This window comes from Chthonobacter rhizosphaerae, from assembly GCF_013839525.1.
GTDB classification, from domain to species: Bacteria; Pseudomonadota; Alphaproteobacteria; order Rhizobiales; family Pleomorphomonadaceae; genus Chthonobacter; species Chthonobacter rhizosphaerae.
Map to the genome: position 1 here is coordinate 412,524 of NZ_JACDIS010000002.1, position 17,905 is coordinate 430,428.

General features: G+C 70.9%; 20 protein-coding genes. 8 read left to right on the plus strand and 12 right to left on the minus strand.

The annotated features are described in order from the left end of the window. The 3 genes from HND91_RS05690 to HND91_RS05700 are packed head-to-tail and all read left to right on the plus strand — an operon-like array spanning position 1 to position 2,621. Positions 1-1,068 (plus strand): ABC transporter ATP-binding protein, encoded by a 1,068-nt coding sequence (locus HND91_RS05690; RefSeq protein WP_181705554.1) that lies wholly within the window; start codon positions 1-3, stop codon positions 1,066-1,068. A gap of 39 nt (positions 1,069-1,107) precedes the next feature. Next, a complete protein-coding gene (locus HND91_RS05695; RefSeq protein ID WP_181705555.1) occupies positions 1,108-1,881 on the plus strand; it encodes an SDR family NAD(P)-dependent oxidoreductase in 774 nt (257 codons plus the stop codon). A 14-nt stretch (positions 1,882-1,895) separates the two neighbouring features. After that, complete coding sequence (locus tag HND91_RS05700; RefSeq protein ID WP_181705556.1) at positions 1,896-2,621, plus strand: SDR family oxidoreductase; 726 nt, start codon at positions 1,896-1,898, stop codon at positions 2,619-2,621. 38 nt (positions 2,622-2,659) lie between these two features. On the opposite strand, the gene HND91_RS05705 is transcribed toward HND91_RS05700, so the two are convergent. Together HND91_RS05705 and HND91_RS05710 are read right to left on the minus strand one after the other, a co-directional pair. Beyond that, positions 2,660-3,892 (minus strand): GGDEF domain-containing protein, encoded by a 1,233-nt coding sequence (locus HND91_RS05705; protein WP_181705557.1) that lies wholly within the window; start codon positions 3,890-3,892, stop codon positions 2,660-2,662. 252 nt (positions 3,893-4,144) lie between these two features. Next, complete coding sequence (locus HND91_RS05710; protein ID WP_181705558.1) at positions 4,145-4,477, minus strand: PepSY domain-containing protein; 333 nt, start codon at positions 4,475-4,477, stop codon at positions 4,145-4,147. 326 nt (positions 4,478-4,803) lie between these two features. Here HND91_RS05710 and HND91_RS05715 point away from each other — a divergent pair, with 326 nt between their 5' ends. Next, positions 4,804-5,226, plus strand: a complete 423-nt coding sequence (locus HND91_RS05715) for a BA14K family protein (RefSeq protein ID WP_181705559.1) — start codon at positions 4,804-4,806, stop codon at positions 5,224-5,226. Positions 5,227-5,365: 139 nt separating this feature from the next. On the opposite strand, the gene HND91_RS05720 is transcribed toward HND91_RS05715, so the two are convergent. Beyond that, a complete protein-coding gene (locus HND91_RS05720) occupies positions 5,366-8,554 on the minus strand; it encodes a metallophosphoesterase (RefSeq protein WP_181705560.1) in 3,189 nt (1,062 codons plus the stop codon). Between the two features lie 324 nt (positions 8,555-8,878). After that, a complete protein-coding gene (locus HND91_RS05725; protein ID WP_181705561.1) occupies positions 8,879-9,922 on the minus strand; it encodes a proline racemase family protein in 1,044 nt (347 codons plus the stop codon). 177 nt (positions 9,923-10,099) lie between these two features. Between HND91_RS05725 and HND91_RS05730 the strand changes: the two genes are divergently transcribed. From HND91_RS05730 to HND91_RS05740, 3 genes are all read left to right on the plus strand, one after another. Continuing rightward, on the plus strand, positions 10,100-10,333 hold the full coding sequence (locus tag HND91_RS05730; protein ID WP_181705562.1) for a hypothetical protein: 234 nt from the start codon (positions 10,100-10,102) through the stop codon (positions 10,331-10,333). 103 nt (positions 10,334-10,436) lie between these two features. Beyond that, positions 10,437-11,684 carry a cytochrome P450 gene (locus HND91_RS05735; protein WP_181705563.1) on the plus strand — a complete coding sequence of 416 codons (1,248 nt, stop codon included), beginning with the start codon at positions 10,437-10,439 and terminating at the stop codon, positions 11,682-11,684. Positions 11,685-11,799: 115 nt separating this feature from the next. Further along, positions 11,800-12,594 (plus strand): SDR family NAD(P)-dependent oxidoreductase, encoded by a 795-nt coding sequence (locus tag HND91_RS05740; protein WP_181705564.1) that lies wholly within the window; start codon positions 11,800-11,802, stop codon positions 12,592-12,594. Between the two features lie 45 nt (positions 12,595-12,639). Here the strand turns inward: HND91_RS05740 and HND91_RS05745 are convergent, their stop codons facing one another. The 7 genes from HND91_RS05745 to HND91_RS05775 all read right to left on the minus strand — a co-directional run bounded on the left by HND91_RS05745 (position 12,640) and on the right by HND91_RS05775 (position 16,636). Then, the gene (locus HND91_RS05745) at positions 12,640-13,476 is read right to left on the minus strand and encodes an ABC transporter permease (protein ID WP_181705565.1); all 837 of its coding nucleotides are present in this window, start codon (positions 13,474-13,476) and stop codon (positions 12,640-12,642) included. Beyond that, the gene (locus HND91_RS05750) at positions 13,473-14,453 is read right to left on the minus strand and encodes an ATP-binding cassette domain-containing protein (protein WP_181705566.1); all 981 of its coding nucleotides are present in this window, start codon (positions 14,451-14,453) and stop codon (positions 13,473-13,475) included. Before HND91_RS05750 ends, HND91_RS05745 begins: the two co-directional genes overlap by 4 nt. A 243-nt stretch (positions 14,454-14,696) precedes the next feature. Further along, positions 14,697-15,023 (minus strand): hypothetical protein, encoded by a 327-nt coding sequence (locus HND91_RS05755; protein ID WP_181705567.1) that lies wholly within the window; start codon positions 15,021-15,023, stop codon positions 14,697-14,699. A gap of 122 nt (positions 15,024-15,145) precedes the next feature. Beyond that, positions 15,146-15,379: a hypothetical protein gene (locus HND91_RS05760; RefSeq protein WP_181705568.1), complete on the minus strand. Its 234-nt coding sequence runs from the start codon at positions 15,377-15,379 to the stop codon at positions 15,146-15,148. Positions 15,380-15,480: 101 nt separating this feature from the next. Beyond that, the gene (locus tag HND91_RS05765) at positions 15,481-15,711 is read right to left on the minus strand and encodes a hypothetical protein (RefSeq protein WP_181705569.1); all 231 of its coding nucleotides are present in this window, start codon (positions 15,709-15,711) and stop codon (positions 15,481-15,483) included. A 164-nt stretch (positions 15,712-15,875) separates the two neighbouring features. Beyond that, positions 15,876-16,238, minus strand: coding sequence for a hypothetical protein (locus HND91_RS05770; protein ID WP_181705570.1), 363 nt, complete (start codon positions 16,236-16,238; stop codon positions 15,876-15,878). A gap of 104 nt (positions 16,239-16,342) precedes the next feature. Then, positions 16,343-16,636, minus strand: a complete 294-nt coding sequence (locus HND91_RS05775) for a hypothetical protein (RefSeq protein ID WP_246329308.1) — start codon at positions 16,634-16,636, stop codon at positions 16,343-16,345. Positions 16,637-16,737: 101 nt separating this feature from the next. Between HND91_RS05775 and HND91_RS05780 the strand changes: the two genes are divergently transcribed. Further along, positions 16,738-17,580 (plus strand): amidohydrolase family protein, encoded by an 843-nt coding sequence (locus tag HND91_RS05780; protein WP_181705571.1) that lies wholly within the window; start codon positions 16,738-16,740, stop codon positions 17,578-17,580. Between the two features lie 8 nt (positions 17,581-17,588). On the opposite strand, the gene HND91_RS05785 is transcribed toward HND91_RS05780, so the two are convergent. Next, positions 17,589-17,885 (minus strand): MoaD/ThiS family protein, encoded by a 297-nt coding sequence (locus HND91_RS05785; RefSeq protein ID WP_181705572.1) that lies wholly within the window; start codon positions 17,883-17,885, stop codon positions 17,589-17,591. Between the last annotated feature and the right edge of the window lie 20 nt (positions 17,886-17,905).

The following is a 17,905-nucleotide window of genomic DNA, read 5'->3' on the forward strand; positions in this document are numbered from 1 at the left end:
ATGGCTCCGGTCACCCTGAGGGACGTGAAGAAGCGCTACGGCAGCGTCCAGGTCATCCATGGCGTCTCGGTCGACATCCGGGACGGCGAGTTCGTGGTGCTCGTCGGCCCGTCCGGCTGCGGCAAGTCCACGCTCCTGCGCATGATCGCCGGCCTGGAGGAGATCTCCGGCGGCGAGGTGAGCATCGGCGGACGGGTCGTAAACGACAAGCCGCCGAAGGACCGGGACATCGCGATGGTGTTCCAGAACTACGCGCTCTATCCGCACATGAATGTCGCGGACAACATGAGCTTTTCGCTGCGCCTGAAAGGCGTTCCGAAAGCCGAGATCGACCAGAAGGTGAAGCGCGCGGCGTCCATCCTGGCGCTCGACCACCTGCTCGACCGGCTGCCGAAGCAGCTCTCGGGCGGCCAGCGGCAGCGCGTCGCCATGGGGCGCGCCATCGTCCGCGACCCGCAGGTCTTTCTGTTCGACGAGCCGCTCTCAAACCTGGACGCCAAGCTGCGCGTGCAGATGCGCGTGGAGATCAAGGAACTGCACCAGCGGCTGAAGACCACGACGATCTACGTCACCCACGACCAGATCGAGGCCATGACCATGGCGGACAAGATCGTGGTCATGCACGACGGGATCGTCGAGCAGATCGGCGCGCCGCTGGACCTCTACGACCGGCCGGCCAACCTGTTCGTCGCGGGCTTCATCGGGTCGCCGTCCATGAACTTCGTGGACGGGACGCTCCGGCTGAGCGGCTCCGACGCGGCGGTGGTGACCGCGGACGGGGTGGCGCTGCCCCTCGCCCGAGCGCCGGCCGGCGGCGCGAACGGCCAGTCGGTCGTCTACGGCATCCGGCCGGAGCACATCGCTCTCGGCGACGGCGGACAGCGGGCGACCGTGTCGGTGATCGAGCCGACAGGATCGGAGACGCAGGTGTTCATGCGCCTCGGCTCCAGCCCCGTTGTCGGCGTGTTCCGCGAGCGGATCACGGCCCGGCCGGACGAGGCGCTCGCCATCCGGCCGGACCCGGCGCTCGCCCACGTGTTCGACAAGGTCTCCGGCCGGCGGCTCTGAAGCCCGGGCCGTCAAAGTTCAGAAAACGGGAGGATGCCCATGTATTGGGACAGACTGAAGCTCGACGGCCGGGTGGCGGTCGTGACCGGCGGCGGCCGAGGCATCGGGCTCGCCTGCTGCGAGGCGCTGGCCGAGACGGGCGCCCGGGTGGTGATCGCCGACGTGGACGCCGCCGTCGCCGAGGAAGGCCGCGCCTACCTGACCGAGAAGGGCTACGCGGCCGACGTGATCGGCCTCGACGTGACGGACCCGACGGCCGTGACCGAGGCGGCGGACGCGCTGGTGGGGCGGCTCGGCAGGGTCGACGTCCTGGTCGCCAACGCCGGCATCGCGCGCTCCGGAACGCCCGCCGAGGAGCTGACGGACGAGCATTGGCTGAACGTCAACGACGTGAACTACAACGGCGTCTTCTGGTGCAACCGCGCTTTCGGGCGGCACATGCTGAAGGCCGGCAAGGGCTCGATCGTCAACATCGGGTCGATGTCGGGCTTCATCGTGAACCGGCCGCAGAAGCAGGCCTACTACAATGCCTCGAAGGCGGCGGTGCACCACCTGACCCGCTCGCTGGCGGCCGAGTGGGCGGACCGGGGCGTGCGGGTGAACGCGGTCGCGCCGACCTACATCGAGACGCCGCTCACCACGTTCGCCTACGACAAGCCGGGCATGGTGGAGGCCTGGCTGCGCGACACGCCGATGAACCGCCTTGGCCAACCCCTTGAGATCGCTTCGGTCGTCCAGTTCCTGGCGTCCGACGCGGCGAGCCTGATGACCGGTTCGATCGTGCTCGCGGACGGTGGCTTCACCTGCTGGTGAGGGGAGACATGCAGATGGAATTCCAAGGCAAGACCGTGCTCGTCACCGGCGCCGGCAAGGGCATCGGCCGGGCGACGGCGACCATGCTGGCGGCCCGCGGGGCCGAGGTGGTGGCGCTCACCCGCTCGCCGTCGGACCTCGACAGCCTCAAGGCCGAGATCGGCTGCCGGACGATCGCGGTGGATCTCGCCGACCCGGCCGCGACCCGGGCGGCGGCCCGGGAGGCCGGCCCGGTGGACTATCTGGTCAACAACGCCGGCACGACCGCGCTCGACAGCTTCCTGGACCTCACCGTCGAGACGATGAACCACCTCCTGGCGGTGAACACGGTGGCGCCCATGATCGTCGCCCAGGAATACGCCCGCGATCGCATCGCGCGGGGCCTGAAAGGGTCGATCGTCAACGTGTCGTCGGTGTCGTCGTTCATCGGCTTCGCCGACCACGCCGCCTATTGCGCCTCCAAGGGCGCTCTCGACGCGATGACGCGGGTGATGGCGAACGAGCTCGGACGCCAGGGCATCCGCGTCAACGCGGTGAACCCGACCGTGACGCTGACCCCGATGGCGGTCAAGGCGTGGAGCGATCCGGCGAAGTCGGCCGGCATGATGAACCGCATCCCGGTCGGCCGTTTCGCCGATCCGGACGACGTTGCCGAAGTGATCCTCTACCTGCTGTCGGACCGGGCGGCCATGGTGAATGGTATCGCGATGCCGGTGGACGGCGGGTTCATGATCAACTGAGGCTGGCTGATCTTGGCAGACCTGTCGCGGCCGTCCCGTCATCCGACGAGGCGGTCGCGAAGTTCCAGGGGGTCGCAGTCCACATACTCGATGTAGCGCGGCCAGACCTGGTTGCGCCCGTTCCGCTTGGCCTCGTAGAGCGCGGCGTCGGCCTGGGCGATCAGCGCCTCGGCTGCCGCCGCGCTGACGATCGGACCGGCGGCGACGCCGACGCTGACCGTGACCGGCGCGGTCGGATGGAAGGCCGGATGGGCGATGTCGGCGTTCTCGATCGCCCGCCGGACGCGGTCTCCTACCACGACGGCGGTGTCGCGGTCCGTGTCGTGCAGGAGGATCAGGAATTCCTCGCCGCCATAACGGAATGCCATGTCGGACCGTGTGCGGATGTCGTCGGCGATGACGGATGCGATCCGGCGCAGGCACTCGTCCCCGGCCTGGTGACCGGCGGCGTCGTTGAACGACTTGAAGTGATCGATGTCGAGGAGGAGGATCGCGCCGGTCGGCGGCGGATCCATGGAGGCGTAGTGCGCGATGGCCTGCTCGAGCGCCCGGCGGTTGAAGAGCCCGGTGAGCGCGTCGCGGCGGCTGAGGCCTTCCAACTCGCGGCTGCGCATGCGCTCGCGGACGGTGTGGAGATAGCCGAGGCGCTGCTCGCGCTCCAGGTTGTAGGACCCGACCAGCGAGAAGGCGACGGCGGCGCCGAACACGAGGTTCGCCGAAAGCATCTGCACCATGTCGAGCTCCGGCAGGGACGCGACGCCGATGCTGTAGCAGAGCTGGCTGCCGAGGCAGGCCACGACCGCGTACCAGAAGCGGACACGCTGCACGACCGTGGCGAACAGGATGCAGAGCACGATGCCGTAGTGGAGGTCGAACCGATACGGGCTCTCGCTCATCAGCATGACGGCCAGGATGGTGGCGGACGCCACGACGGTGATGAAGGCCTGCAGGCCCTCCCGGACCAGGGGCGGCGGGTTGGACCGCAGGAGGAGCACGATGGCGAGGCCGATCGGCGTGACGATGCCGATCCGCAGCGCGACCGCCTCGGCGAACACGTCCGGCGCCAGGAAGAAGTCGGAGACGAGGAAGAGATTGTAGAGGACGATGGCGAGGACCCCCCGCCAGATCATCTGGCGGCACCGTTCAGGGCCGAGTTCGCGCTCGAAGGCCGCCTCCAGGGCGCTTGAGAAGCGCAGAAGGCGAGCACCACCTGCGATCGCCGTCTCGGTCATCGCCAACGTGATGGGCTCGGGAGGTGTCTTCTGCAGCATGGGTGATCGTCATTCGCAGCATTCCAGGTGATAATGACGGCGACACATGAAAAATCTGTTATGTGCTGCTCATTTTTGACGACCAGCACTGGTTGGCATCGGACGCTCGCTCGCGCGGAGCGCGCTTTCCCTCCACAGTGTGCATGTAAAGTCACAGGGTCGGACCCAAGACGCTGGGCTTCGGCGATGCCCGCACGAGAACGGGCCTCCGCCGGTGGCGGAAGCCCGTTTCAGGAGTGGACCGCAGACCGGTCAGATGCGGTTGACGTCAAGGATCTCGCCGGTGCGGCGGCTCACGTCCACTTCGATGTCCCGGCCGCGACGGTCGATGCCGACCACGCGGTAGGAGTTGCGGCGGGTCTGGATCTCGTCGACCTCGTCGATGCCGGCGCCGCGAGCGATCCGGGCGGCCTCGCGCGCGGTGACTTCCTCGTCCTCCCGGATCACCCGGTCGATGCGCTCTTCCTGGGGCGGCACGACGCGGACGCCGTTCGGGCCGAGCTCGATCGCCTGCGACAGGACAGCGGAAGACGATCCGACAAGAATGGCGGCCGCGGTCATGATGGAAGCAGTCTTCTTCATCATCCTCAAGTCTCCTTGATCCTGACGTCGCTCATCACGCGGGACGTCATTCGATATGCCCATTCAACTCGTCATGTGCCGTCCCGTTCCACTGCGGATGCAGCTTGCCGCGGGCGATCACATGTATTCGAAGTCTGATTGATCAACCTGAAGGATTGTCCAACGGCGTGGCTATACGTTTGGCTTGGCCTTGGCCGTAAAGCTGTTCGAACCCTAAATGGACCATTCATCCAGGGTTCAGCCGCCACCCGTTAAACCGGCACCATCGAGTTCGACGCGGCCAATGGCCGGCTCCCTCAGGAGCGGCCCCGCATCAAATGGAGACGGCGATGAAGACCTTCGGTGTCCTGATGTCGGTCGCGGCCATCACGGCGGCCACGACCCTGAGCCCCACCCCCGTCGAGGCGCGCGACCGGACGCGCGACGTGGTGGCGGGCGCCGCGCTCGGCGTTCTCGGCGGCGTGCTGATCGGCCAGGCTCTGGCCCCGCAGCCGCTCTACGCGGCCCCTCCCCCGCCGCCGCCGGTCTACTACGAACCGCAGCCCGTCTACGTGGCTCCTCCGCCGGTCTACCGGCAGCCGCAGGTGATCTACGAAGAGCCCCGGCCGTCGCGTCACTATCGGCGGGTGAGCGCCCGGGCCGCGCACCGGGACTGGTGCGAGGACCGCTACCGGTCGTACGACGCCTATGACAACACCTGGGTGGACCGGTACGGCCGCGTGCGCGAGTGCGTGTCGCCCTACGGAAACTGATCGTCCGCACTCAGCGGCGGCCGCCAGACTGACGAAAGGCCGGCGGGGCGACCCGCCGGCCTTTTTTGGTATCCGATGCGTGTTCACAAAAACCGTCGCCCGCCGGGCGTATCCGCGAGTCGTCCGCGCGGATGACGGATCAGTTCAGGCCCCAGCCGTCGTCCGCGTAGGGGTCGGACTCGGGCGGCGGCATCCAGCACGGTTCGGCCGGTCCGGCGATGGCGCAGGGCCGCAGCTCCCGGCCGAACTGGCGCGCGCCCGGCTCCGGCGGCGGCTCCGTATCCACGTAGTCGCGGAGGTCGCGCGGGCCACCCTGGGGCGAATAGGCGTCCATGGGCGGCTCCGGCGGACCGAAGCGCTCGTCCGGGCTGACGAAGCCGTTCTCCAGGTACCGGTAGGGATCTTCGCGCGGCGCTTGGCGGGCGGGTTCCGCCACCTGCCGGCGCGGCCGGTTCACCAGGCGATCCCGGGTCTCCGTCGCGGGGGCGGCGATGGCGGGCGGCGGCGCGGACCGGGCCGGCTCGATCCTCGGCCGAGCGACGGGAAGCGGGCCGCCCATGATGATCGGATCGGGACCGGCCGCGGCCTCGGGCGCGGCGGCCGGATCCGTGGACGCGGTCTCGGCCGGCTGCGCGGGCTCGGGCTCGGGCTCGCCCGGACGACGGCCGGCGAGACCGATGCGCTCGGTCCATGGGCGCGGGCCCGTGCGGGTGTCCGGCGTCGTGGCGGGTTCGGCGGTTTCCGCCGCCGACTCGCCGGGCGCCTCTGTGGCGCCGGGCTGCGCGGCGGGGTCCCCGGTGCCGGTGGGCGGCGTGAGGGCGGCCACGTCGCCGTCCGACGAGGGCTCCGGGCGCGCCGGAGCTCCGGCCGGGGACTCAGGGGCGAGCGCGGGCTTCAGGCCGCCGATGCGATCGCCGCCAACGGGCAGATCGGCCGAGTCGTCCGGCACGCCGGCGTTCTGGTCGAGCGCGCCGGTCGCGCCTTCGGCGGCTTCATCCGGGTCCTGGAGGGCCGCAGTCTCGGCCTCCGGCGAGGCGACGGGCGGACGGTCGGTGGTGACGACGCGGACCGGCGGGGCATCGCCCGCGGACGCCGGCTCGTCGGTGGCGGGCTGCCGGTCGGCGTCGCCCGACTGGTCGGCATTGTCGGCCACCGCGACCGGTTCGGACGGCGGCATGCCGAGGAAGGAGCCGACCCGGTCGAGGTCGAGGCCCGCGTAGCCGGCCGCGACGGCGCCGCCGACCAGAAGCACGACGGCGGCGACGCCGGTGAGGAGCGCCGACGCGCGGCCACGGCCGGCGGGCGGCGCGGCGATCTCCGGCGGCATGGCCGGGCGCGGGACCGCGCCGTAGCCATCGGCCCCGAGAGCGCCGCCGAGCACGGGCTCGACCCGCCGATCACGGTCGATACGACCCGGCTGGGGAGTGCGGGCGGCGCGGGCCGTCGCGGCCGTCGCGACCGGACGGGCGGAAGGCTTCGCAGGCGAGGCCGCCGGGCGCGTGCGGGGCGGCGTGTTCGCCCATTCGGCGACCGACAGGGGCCAATCGGCCCCAAGGGCCGGATCGGGCTCGCTGACCGGCACGCGCGGCGTGGGCGCCACGAAGGCCGCGCGGCCGGGTTCCTCGGTCGGCGGCGGACGCGGCGGCTGGGCCGGACGGGCGGAGGCGACCGCCGGTTCCCGAGCGGGCGGCACGACCGGAGTTTCGACGACGGGATTGTGGGGCGCGGGCTCGGCGGGCCGTACCGACACCGCTTCGCGGTCCATCGGGGCGGCACGGTCCATCGGTGCGGCGCGATCGGCCGAGGCGGCGCGGTCCGCCGGGGCAGCGCCGGCGCGGACGCGCTCGAGACGCTCGAGGGCGGCCTGCAGGGTTTCCACCGAAACGCCCTGGCGCCCGCTCGGCGAAACGGCCGCAGCCGCAGCCGCAGCGGCGGCCGGAGCGATGTCCGGCGCCGCCGGCGGCGCGGCCAATGGCTCGACGAAGAGGTCGTGATCGGCCGGAATGGGCGCCGGAACGACCGGTGCGACGGCTGGCGTTTCCGCGACGGCTGGCGCTTCCACCGGGGGAGCGAGAGGCATCTCGGCGGTGTCCTTGCCGGTGGTCGCGACCGGGCGCACGGGAGCGGCGACGATCCGCCAGCGCCGGTAGCGGGTCGGCACCGGGCGAACGAGCGCGCCGTCGGAATCGGGTTCGGCGGACGGCGCATCCGACCGGGCGGTCGGAACCGGAGCGGCGTCCGCGACGGCGGCCGCGTCCGGCCCCAGCAGAGGCGAGGTCGACGCCGGTTCGGCGGCGCGCGGGGCTTCGGTCGGCGGACTGGCGGTCGACGAGGCTTCAGCGACGGGCGGCATGGGCTCGGCGACCTGATCCTCCGCGACGAGGCCGGCCGGGCGGACCGGCTGGGGCGGTTCGACCGGCGCGGGTTCGGGCACGCGCTGGGGCGGCGGGGCGGCGGGGCGCGCGTTGGCGAACGGGATGACCTCGGCCACGCCGGCCGGGCGCGGGTCCGCCGCCGCGCGGGTGCGCGAGGAACGCGTCCTGGCGCCGGGAAGCTCGGCCGCCGGCACGTCCGGGCGACGGATCGGGCCGTTGCGATCGACGCTGAGGAAGGCCGTGTCGCCCTTGAAGAGGCGGACGGCCGACAGCTTGCCGGTGCCGTAGGCGCCGGTGTCCACCGCGATGCGGTTCCGCGTCTTCATGGGAGAGGCCACGGGCGTGTGGCCGTGCACGACGGTGATCCCGAGGTCGCCATCGAAATTGAGGAACTCCGACCCGATCAGCATCAGGTCCATCGGCGCCTGGGCTTCGAGCGGCACGCCCGGCCGGATGCCGGCGTGGACGAACACGTGGTTGCCGAGCATGGCCATGTGCGGCAGCTCGGACATGAAATCCACGTGCGCCTTCGGCAGCATGACGGAGAAGTTGGACGCGAGCGCCTGCCGGGCCGCCGGCGTGGTGAGGCGCGGCGGGACCATCACGCCATAGGAGGTGAGCGTCTCCAGGCCGCCCACGCCGAGCCAGAGGTCGGCATCACGCGGGTTGCGCAGGAAGGCGAGGAGATGGGCCTCGTGGTTGCCGCTGAGGCAGACGCGCTTGAAGCCGGCGGGCGGCGGCGACAGCAGGTGGTCGATCACGCTCGCCGAATGGGGGCCGCGGTCCACGTAGTCGCCGAGATAGACCAGGATGCGCTGGCCGGCGTGGCCCTCCGCGTCCTCGACGATCAGGGCCTCCAGTTGCTGCAGTTCGGACAGGCAGCCGTGCACGTCCCCGATCGCGTAGACCAGCGCGTCAAAGGGAAGAACCCGATGGCGGGGCGGCTGAGCCACGGCGGGCCGCCCGCTGGCAAAGAAGCGATCGAAGAGTCCAGCCATAAAGAGTCACCGTTGCGAGGGCGGCAACACCGCCACGGGCAGGCCCAAAATGAGACAGGCCACACCCTATAAAACCGCATGCATAAGGCAAGGGAAATGGGGTCGTTTTATGAATTCGTTAACGATCTCGCGCGCGGGGCGGCGCGCCGCTTCGACGCCCTCCCAAACGGAAGCGTCGGCCGTGCCGTTTCGGAACAGATCCCCGGCGACTGATCCGAACTGAGAAACAAGGGGCTGGGCGAAGGTCTTCAGATGTCGCGCGAGGTGGAAGCCCAGCCGTCAGGTTTGCCGGAGCGAAGTGGACGTTCCCCATGTGTCGGACACCACATAGCCTTCCGGATAGGGGTCGGTCGGGTCCAGGAGATAGGTGTGGCTGCCCGTAATCCAGGCGCGACCGGTGATTTCCGGCACGATGGCGGGCCGTCCGCCGCACGTGGTCTCGGCGAGGATTCGGCCGTCGAACCGCGACCCGATGATGGACGTGTGCGAAAACCGGTCGCCGACCGCGAGGAGGCCGCGGGCGTGGAGCACCGCCAGCCGGGCCGACAGACCGGTTCCGGTGGGGCTGCGGTCGGAGCGGCCGGGCGACACGATGCAGGTGTTGCGGGCGGCTTCGTCGGGGCCGGTGAACGGGGTGTTGAACTGGACGATGGAGACGCCGCCGATCTCCGGATTCTCCGGATGGACCGCCTCGATCTGGGCGCGGGCGGCGGCACGGACCTTCTCGCCGAGGACGGCGAGGTCGCGGGCCTCGTGCGGGGCGATCTCGACGCCGAGCCGGGTGGCGTCGACGAGGGCGTAGATCATGCCGCCGTAGGCGACGTCGACCGGAATGGTGCCGACGCCCTCCACCTCCAGCGGCGCGTCGAGGTGAAGGGCGAAGGACGGCACGTTGGCGAGCGTGACGGACAGGACCTTGCCGCGCTCGCACCGCGCGGTGACGTCCACCGGGCCGGCCGGCATGTCGAGCCGGAGGCGGGTGACCGGCTCGGTCATGGGGACGAGCCCGGTCTCCAGGAGCACGGTGGTGACGCAGATGGTGTTGGAGCCCGACATGGGCGGGTATTCCGTCGGCTCCATGATGATGGCGCCGGCGACGCAGTCGGGCCGCCTGGGCGGGACGATCAGGTTCACGTGCCGGGCGACGCTGCCGCGCGGCTCGCAGATGAGGAAGCGGCGGATGTGGTCGAAGTCGCGCTCGAACGCCTTCATCTGGGCGAAGACCGTGTCGCCGGGCGGCGGCAGGACGCCGCCGACGATCACGTCGCCGATCTCGCCCTCGGCGTGACAGCCGATCACCTGGATCGCGCGGGAACTCTGCATGGCGTCGGGCCTTTCATGATCGTGATCCGGCGGCCGGTGTGCGGGCGGGGCCGGACCCGGCGGCGGGCCTCGCGGGACGGGGCGAGTCGCAGGCTTGAATGGACAGGATACGAAATCTGCCACAAACAGGAGAGACGCTTCGGAGACGGGGCGCGCCAGAGACCGAGGTCGACGTACGTGGCCGACAAGAAGACGCCTTCCGGACCAATCGACAGGGTCAAGACGGGACCCGGCGCGGGACCGGCCAAGAGCGCCGGCACGACGGATCTCGCCAGGAGCGCCGGCCCGGCGGACCCGGCCGCCGCGGAGCGCGAAGCCGCCGAGCGCAAGCGCGGACGGGCGGGCTTCATCACCTCCATCGCGGTCACGGCGCTCGCCATCGGGGCGCTCATCTGGCGGCTGGGCAGCTGACGGACACCCGTATTCGCCGGCGCGCGAACATCGCGGGGGATCGCGGGTTCGGTCGGGGACGCCGCGAGCCGTGACCTCGGCCGCGGCCATGCCGGAGGCCGCCATGTCGACCATACCCGAAGATCGCACGCTCGACGCCACGCTGGCCCTGATGCGGGAGGGATATCGGTTCATTCCGGAGCGGTGCCGGCGGCTGAAGTCCGACATCTTCCGCACCCGCCTGATGCTGCGCCCGGTGATCTGCATGCAGGGGGCCGAGGCGGCCGAGATGTTCTATGGCGGCGGCCACTTCACCAGGAAGGGCGCCATGCCGCAGACGACCCTCCGCCTTCTCCAGGACAAGGGCAGCGTCCAGACCCTGGACGGCGCGGCGCACCGGGTGCGCAAGGCCATGTTCCTGTCGATGCTGTCGCCGGACCGGGTCGAGGATCTCGCCGAGCTCATGGAGTCGGAGTGGCGCGCCCGCCTGCCGGACTGGGAGCTGGCCGACCGGGTGGTGCTGCTCGACGCGGTGCGGCCGGTGCTGACGGCGGCCGTCTGCCGGTGGGCGGGCGTGCCGCTCGGGCTCGGCGAGATCGAGCGGCGGACGCGCGACATCGTGGACATGATCTCCAAGGCCGGGTCGGTGGGGCCTCAGGTGGTGCCGGCGCTCCTGCGCCGACGGCGGACGGAGCGCTGGGCGCGCGAGCGGGTCCAGGAGCTGCGCGACGGCACTGCGGCGGCGCCGGAGCACGCGGCGGCGCGGATCATCGCGGACCACCGGGAGGATGGGCGGCCGCTGGACTTGGAGGTGGCGGCGGTGGAGCTGATCAACATCCTCCGCCCGACCGTGGCGGTGGACAGGTACATCGTCTTCGCCGCCCTCGCGCTGCACCACCATCCGGAGATCCGCACGGCGCTCGGCGACGGGGACGACGCGGCGCTCACCGCCTTCGTCCAGGAGGTGCGGCGGACGGCGCCCTTCTTCCCCTTCATCGGCGGACGGGCGCTCGAGGCCTTCACCTGGCGGGGACACGCCTTCAAGCCGGGCGACTGGGTGCTTCTCGACCTCTACGGCACCGACCACGACCCGCGCCTCTGGCCCGACCCGGAGCGGTTCCGGGCCGACCGTTTCCTCGCCCGCAGGCCCAGCCCCTACGACCTGATCCCGCAGGGCGCCGGCGCCCACGGGACGGATCACCGCTGCCCCGGCGAGTGGATCACCATCGCGCTGATGAAGCGGGCGGTGCGGCTTCTCCTGGGGGCGATGACCTACGACGTGCCGGCCCAGGACCTTTCCGTGGACCTGAAGACCATTCCCGCCCAGCCGGCGAGCGGCTTCGTGCTCTCCACCGTGCGGGCGCGGCGTTGACGCGAGGGTTTCGGACCCGGCCGGGGAACAGCGCCGAGTCGCGGCCGTTGGGTTGACTGTCGGCGTTCCGGACGCCGGCGCGTCCCACCTTTTCGGACCCAGCAGGATGACCGCCATGACACAGTCCCCCCGCCCGCTCGCTCTCGTCACGGGCGCCTCAACGGGCATCGGCCTGGAGCTCGCCCGACACTCGGCGAGCCAAGGCTTCGACCTGGTGATCGTCGCCGACGAACCGGCCATCCGGACCGCCGCGAACAGCCTTCGCGCGGACGGCGGCATGGTGGAGGCCGTTGAGGCCGACCTCTCGACCACCGAGGGCGTCGACCGGTTGCTCGACAAGGTCCGTGAGATCGGCCGGCCCGTGGACGTGCTGATGGCGAACGCCGGCCGGGGTCTCGGCGGCGACTTCCTCGACCAGTCGTTCGAGGACATCATGAAGGTGGTCAACACCAACATCACCGGCACGCTCTACCTCATCCAGGAGGTGGCCCGGACCATGCGGGTGCGCGGCGAGGGCCGCATCCTGATCACCGGGTCGGTCGCGGGCTTCCTGCCGGGGACCTATCAGGCGGTCTACAACGGCACCAAGGCCTTCCTGGACAATTTCGCCTTCGCGCTCCGGCACGAACTGGACGACGAGGGCGTGACCGTCACCTGCCTGATGCCGGGGCCGACGGAGACGGAGTTCTTCGCCCGCGCCGACATGCTGGACACCCGGGTCGGCCAGTCTAAGAAGGACGATCCGGCCATGGTGGCGCGGGTCGGCTTCGACGCCATGATGCGCGGCGACGGCGACGTGGTGAGCGGCTGGTCGAACAAGATCCAGACGACGCTCGCCAACGTGGTGCCGGCCGGCATGATGGCGAAGGTGCACGAGCGCATGGCCGAGCCGGGCTCCGGCAAGGCCTGACCGGCAATCGCGGACGGGGGCGGCGAACCCGCCCCCTCCCCTTCGTCAGCGCTCGCGCCGGTAGAGCATCATGGTCACCGGGCCGAAGACGGCGGTGACGACCACGGGCGCGATCAGCGCCGCCATGACGGGGCCGGCGGCGGGCGCGCCGTCCAGGATGGCGCGCGCGGCGGTGACGAGCAGCGCCACCGGGTTGTAGGCCACGATGGTCTGGAGCCAGGGCGGCATCGTCGCCGGATCCACGAACACGTTCGACGCGAAGGTGAGCGGCATCAGGACCATCCAGCCGAGGGTCATCACGGTGGACGGCGTCCGCACCAGAAGCGCAAGGGTGGTGAACACCCAGCTGAGGCCGGCGGCGAAGAGGTCGAGCAGCAGGATGACCGCCACGATGCCGACGATGCCGGCCTCGGCCCGGTAGCCCATCGCGAAGCCGATCAGGAACACGATGACCGAGGACACCGTGTAGCGGATGACGTCGCCCGCCATGGTGCCGAGCACAGGCGACAACGACCAGACAGGCAGGGAGCGGAAGCGGTCGTAGATGCCCTTGCTGATGTCGGTGTTGAGGGTGAGGCCGCTGTAGACCGAAGTGAACACCACGGACTGGACCAGGATGCCCGGCAGCAGGAACTGCAGGTAGGCGTCCGTCGATCCGGCGAGCGCGCCGCCGAAGAGGTAGGTGAACAGCACCGTGAACATGATGGGCGTCACCACCACGTCGAACAGCTGCTCCGGCATGTGCTTGATCTTGAGGAGCGCGCGCCACGCGAAGGTGAGCACGGCCGTGACGACGCCGGCCGGCTTCGGTTGCGGCCGGGGGGACAGCGCCTCCCGGATGGCGGCGTCCACGTCGCGAACGGGCGGGGTGTCTGCGCTCATCCACGACCCTCCCCATTGTCGGCTGCGGTCTCGGCCGGGTGCCCGGTGAGGGCGAAGAAGACCTCGTCGAGGCTCGGCTGCCCGAGCGAGAAATCCGACAGCCGGAAACCCGACGACGCGAGCGCCGCCACGGCCGAGGCGGCCCGGGCCGGATCGGACAGCTGGGCGGTGAGCCCGGCCGGATCGTCGGCCGCGTGCACCGGCTCGCCGAGGTGGCCGGCGAGGAAGCGGAGCGCCGCCGGCCGGACCAGCGGGTCGGCGAGGCGGACATGGAGGACACCCCGGCCCACGGAGGCCTTCAGCTCGGCGCTGGTGCCCTCGGCGATGACGCGGCCGTGGTCGATCACCGCGATCCGCTCGCACAGCTGGTCCGCCTCCTCCAGGTATTGGGTGGTGAGGAGGACGGTGGCGCCGCCGTCGACGAGGAGGCGGACGATGTCCCACACCCGGCCCCGGCTCCTCGGATCGAGGCCGGTGGTCGGCTCGTCGAGGAACAGAAGGTCGGGCGTGGAGATGAGGCTGGCGGCGATGTCGAGCCGCCGGCGCATGCCGCCCGAATAAGTGCGCACCTGCCGGCCCGCCGCGTCGGCGAGGTCGAAGGCGGCGAGGAGTTCGTCGGCCCGGGCGCGGGCGGCGCGACCGGCGAAGCCGAGAAGCCGGGCGAGAAGGACGAGGTTCTCCCGGCCGGTCAGGTCCTCGTCCACCGAGGCGAACTGCCCGGTCAGGCTGACGCGCCGCCGCACCAGATGGGGCTCGGCCGTCACGTCGTGGCCGAGCACGCGCGCGGTGCCGGCCGACGGCCTCAGGAGGGTGGCGAGCAGGCGCACGGTCGTGGTCTTGCCCGCCCCGTTCGGGCCGAGCAGGCCGAAGATGCTGCCGCGGCGGATGTGCAGGTCGACGCCGTCGACCGCGCGCTTGTCGCCGAACGTCTTGGTGAGGCCGTGCGTCTCCACGGCCGGACTGGATGGTGTCGTCATGACGGGCGCCTCCGGTCGGGGGCGCACGATGGCCGATGGGCGGCGCCGGGGCAAGGGGGCGCGGGCTCGCCGGCGGGGACCTCGCCGGCTCCCTATGGAGTGCCGGCGAGGTCGTCCTCGGGACCGGGCCGAAGCGCCCGGCATGGCAGGAACGAATGATCGAAAGGGCTTGAGCGAAAAGGGCTACGTGCTGCGGGCGGGCTTGGCCGCCGGACGGGACCGGCGGCGTGTCCGTCTCAGGCGTTATTGTACCGTGACATGCACCATCTGGCTGAGAAGCGCCGGATGGTGGTCGAACCGCTGGTCACCCACGATGACGAGCGGGTTGGGCCGCTCGTTGTGGATGAGGCTCTGCACGATGGGCAGGCCGGAGCGGCGTTGCTCGGGGCTGTAGAGGTCGTCATAGGTGAAGACGTCCACCACGGGCGCGATGCGCTTCACCTCGGCGAGCGACGCGGCGCTCGCCCCGAAGACGATGACGGCGGCCGCGAGCGGGCGGCGCTTGGTGGCGGTGTCGAGAGCACCCAGGATGGCGTGCTGCGTTGACGAAGACAGACGGGACGTCGGCATATGCGCTTCCCTGCATTCCAGGCCCGCGTTCTGACGCAAGACGACGACGGGTTTGTGACGACTCGAACACGAATGCGTGCCGAGGAGAGGACGATTTCGTGATCCGGTTAACGGCTGTGGCGTCAGCGGTTCGGGACGCCGACGGGCCAGACGGGTGTCGGGGTCGGATCGGGATCGTCCTTCGGCCAGCGCCAGCAGATGGGGCGTCCGGCCAGGTCGCCCTGGACGAGGGTGAGGGCCGCGGCGCCGGGGCGGCGACGGGCTATGGCTCGGTAGGCGAGTGCGTCGCGGACCTCCACGTCGGCTCCGGCCGGCATGGTGGCCATGTCCATCCACAAATGGGGTGCAGCGGTCATTCCATTCCTCCCAGCGCGGCACCGGTTCGTCCGGTGCTCGTCCAGACGGCGAACCGCCCGCGGGCGATCCGCCAAGAGCAAAGGCGAGCCGCCGTCCGGGATCAGCCGGGCGCGGCCGCGAGGCCGTCCGGGCCCGTCGGGGCCGGATCGGCGTCCATTTCGATGTCGGTGGGATCGGTGTCCGTTCCGAGCGCGACGTGCACGGCGGCCAGAAGCAGAACGACTGTTACGGACGCCGCAGTGGCGACGCCAAGCGACGTCGTCAGTTGCAGGCCCGCTCCGACCGCGGTGGCCACGCAACTGCCGAGGAGAATTTTCAGTTCGAACTGCATGTGGCCCCCGCCGTTAAGGTTTCCTTAACTGCTGTTTAGATTACGCGAATCAGCGGGAAGCTTCACTAACCTGCATTTATTTCGGCCGGCGTTTTTATCGGACAAAAACCAAGGCCGCGTAGGGGTTTAGGCCTAGCTTCGGGTCCGGCCATGTCGGTGCTGCATCAGTCCGCGATCGGCGCCGGACGGCAGGCGACGACGGTGAGAAGGGCCGGATTGGGCGGCAACGGGCGAGCCGGAATGGTGGCGACCGACTTGCCGTCGGCATAGCCGGCGTCGATGCAGAATTGCCGCGCGCACTCGTTCGGCGTGTTGCCGCTGCAGTTGACGTTGAGGCCGGACACGATGACCGGCCGGTTGGCCATCTCGGTCAGGATCCGCTCCAGGCGGTCCATGCGGCCGGACTCGGCCGGTTCGCCGGCAGGCGCGGGCGGAGGCGGCGCGTCGGCCGGCTGCTGCTGGGCCAGGGCGGGCGAGAGAGCCAGCACGGCGGTGACGGCGAGAGGGGCGAAAAGGCGCAACAGCATGGACATCGATCTCCTGCGAGCCGGTCCGGCCGCAGCGTCAGACCCGGTGCCGGCGCGAACCCGTCGGCATTCTGCGTGTGCGGCGCGGGAAGATGCAACGGTTCCTATCGGTCCTTGCCGCCTTCCGACGGCGTGCCCTTGAGCAACTGCTCGGCGATCCGGCGTTCCTCCTCCGGGTCGATCTCCAGCGGCGGACCGCTGTCGTCGGGAATCCCCTCCCCGCTCTGGGCGATGGTCTCGTCGCGCGGACGATCGTTGGGGCCGGTGGTGATCTTCTCCGGCCGGCCGTCCTGGCGGTCGGAGCCGGTATCGGGTGAGCGGGCCATGGTCGCCTCCTCGCGGGTCACGGTCGGGGACAAACCGCGCGACACGAGTGCCTGTTCCAGGCGCGAGGACATGACCGGACGTCGCCAAACCGGGCATAGTGTCGGTCAAGGCCGCGCCGAAGCGGCGAAACGGCGGCGACGCGGACCGCGCGCCGCTCACCCGGGAGAACCGCATGAGGCTCATCGACACGCATCTCCACCTGGTGGACCGACGGCGGCTCGCCTATCCGTGGCTCGCCTCCACGCCGGCGCTCGACCGGGACTATGCCTACGCGACCTATGCGGCCGAGGCGCTGGCGGGCGGCATCACCGACGCGCTCCACATGGAGGTGGACGTGGCGCCGGAGGACATGGAGCGCGAGACGGCCGTGGTGGCGGAGATCGCCGAGCGGCCCGGCAACCTTGTGCGCGGCGCGATCGCGGCCTGCCGGCCGGAGGACCCGGGCTTCCCGGCCTATCTGGAGCGCCAGCGCGTCCAGCCGCTGGTGAAGGGTTTCCGCCGGGTGCTGCACGTGGTGCCGGACGACGTATCGGAAGGCGCGCTGTTCCGGGAGAACATCGCGCGCCTCTCCGGTACCGGCTACAACTTCGACATCTGCGTGGACGCGCGGCAGATCCCGAAGGCGATCGCGCTCGTGGACAGCGCGCCGGGCGACATTCCGTTCGTGCTCGACCATTGCGGCGTGCCGGCGGTGAAGGACAGGGCGGAGCATCCCTGGGCCGCGCGCATGAGCGAGATGGCGAAGCGGCCGAACGTGGCGGTGAAGATCTCCGGCGTGGTCGCCTACGCGGGATCCGACTGGACGGTGGAGGATCTCCGCCCGTTCGTGGAGCACGCCATCGAGGCGTTCGGCTGGGACCGGGTCGTGTGGGGCAGCGACTGGCCGGTGTGCACCCTGACGGCGGACCTCACCCGCTGGATCGAGGCCACGATGGCGCTGACCGCCGGCTGCTCCGAGGAGCAGCGGGCGGCTCTCTTCCACCTGAACGCCGAGCGCATCTACCGGGTGGCCTGACCGGGCGGTCAGCCGCCGCTGATGGCGGTGAGGATGTAGACGTCGGCGCCGGGGGCGAGCGGGGCGTCGAGCCCCACCCGCTCGCCGTCGACGAAGACGTTCATGTGCCGCCGGATCGCCGGGGTCGAATCGCAGATGCGGTCGCGCATGCCCGGCCAGCGGGCGTCGAGCGCGTCGACGAGTTCGTCCACCGTGGCGGCGTGCACCTCCAGCCGCCGCGGCGCGTCCGGGAAGAGCGGCGCGAGAGCGGCCGGGAGACGGACGAGGACGGGCGCCGCGAGCGGCGCGGGTTCGGCTCGGGACATGGCACGCCTCCTCGGGCTCG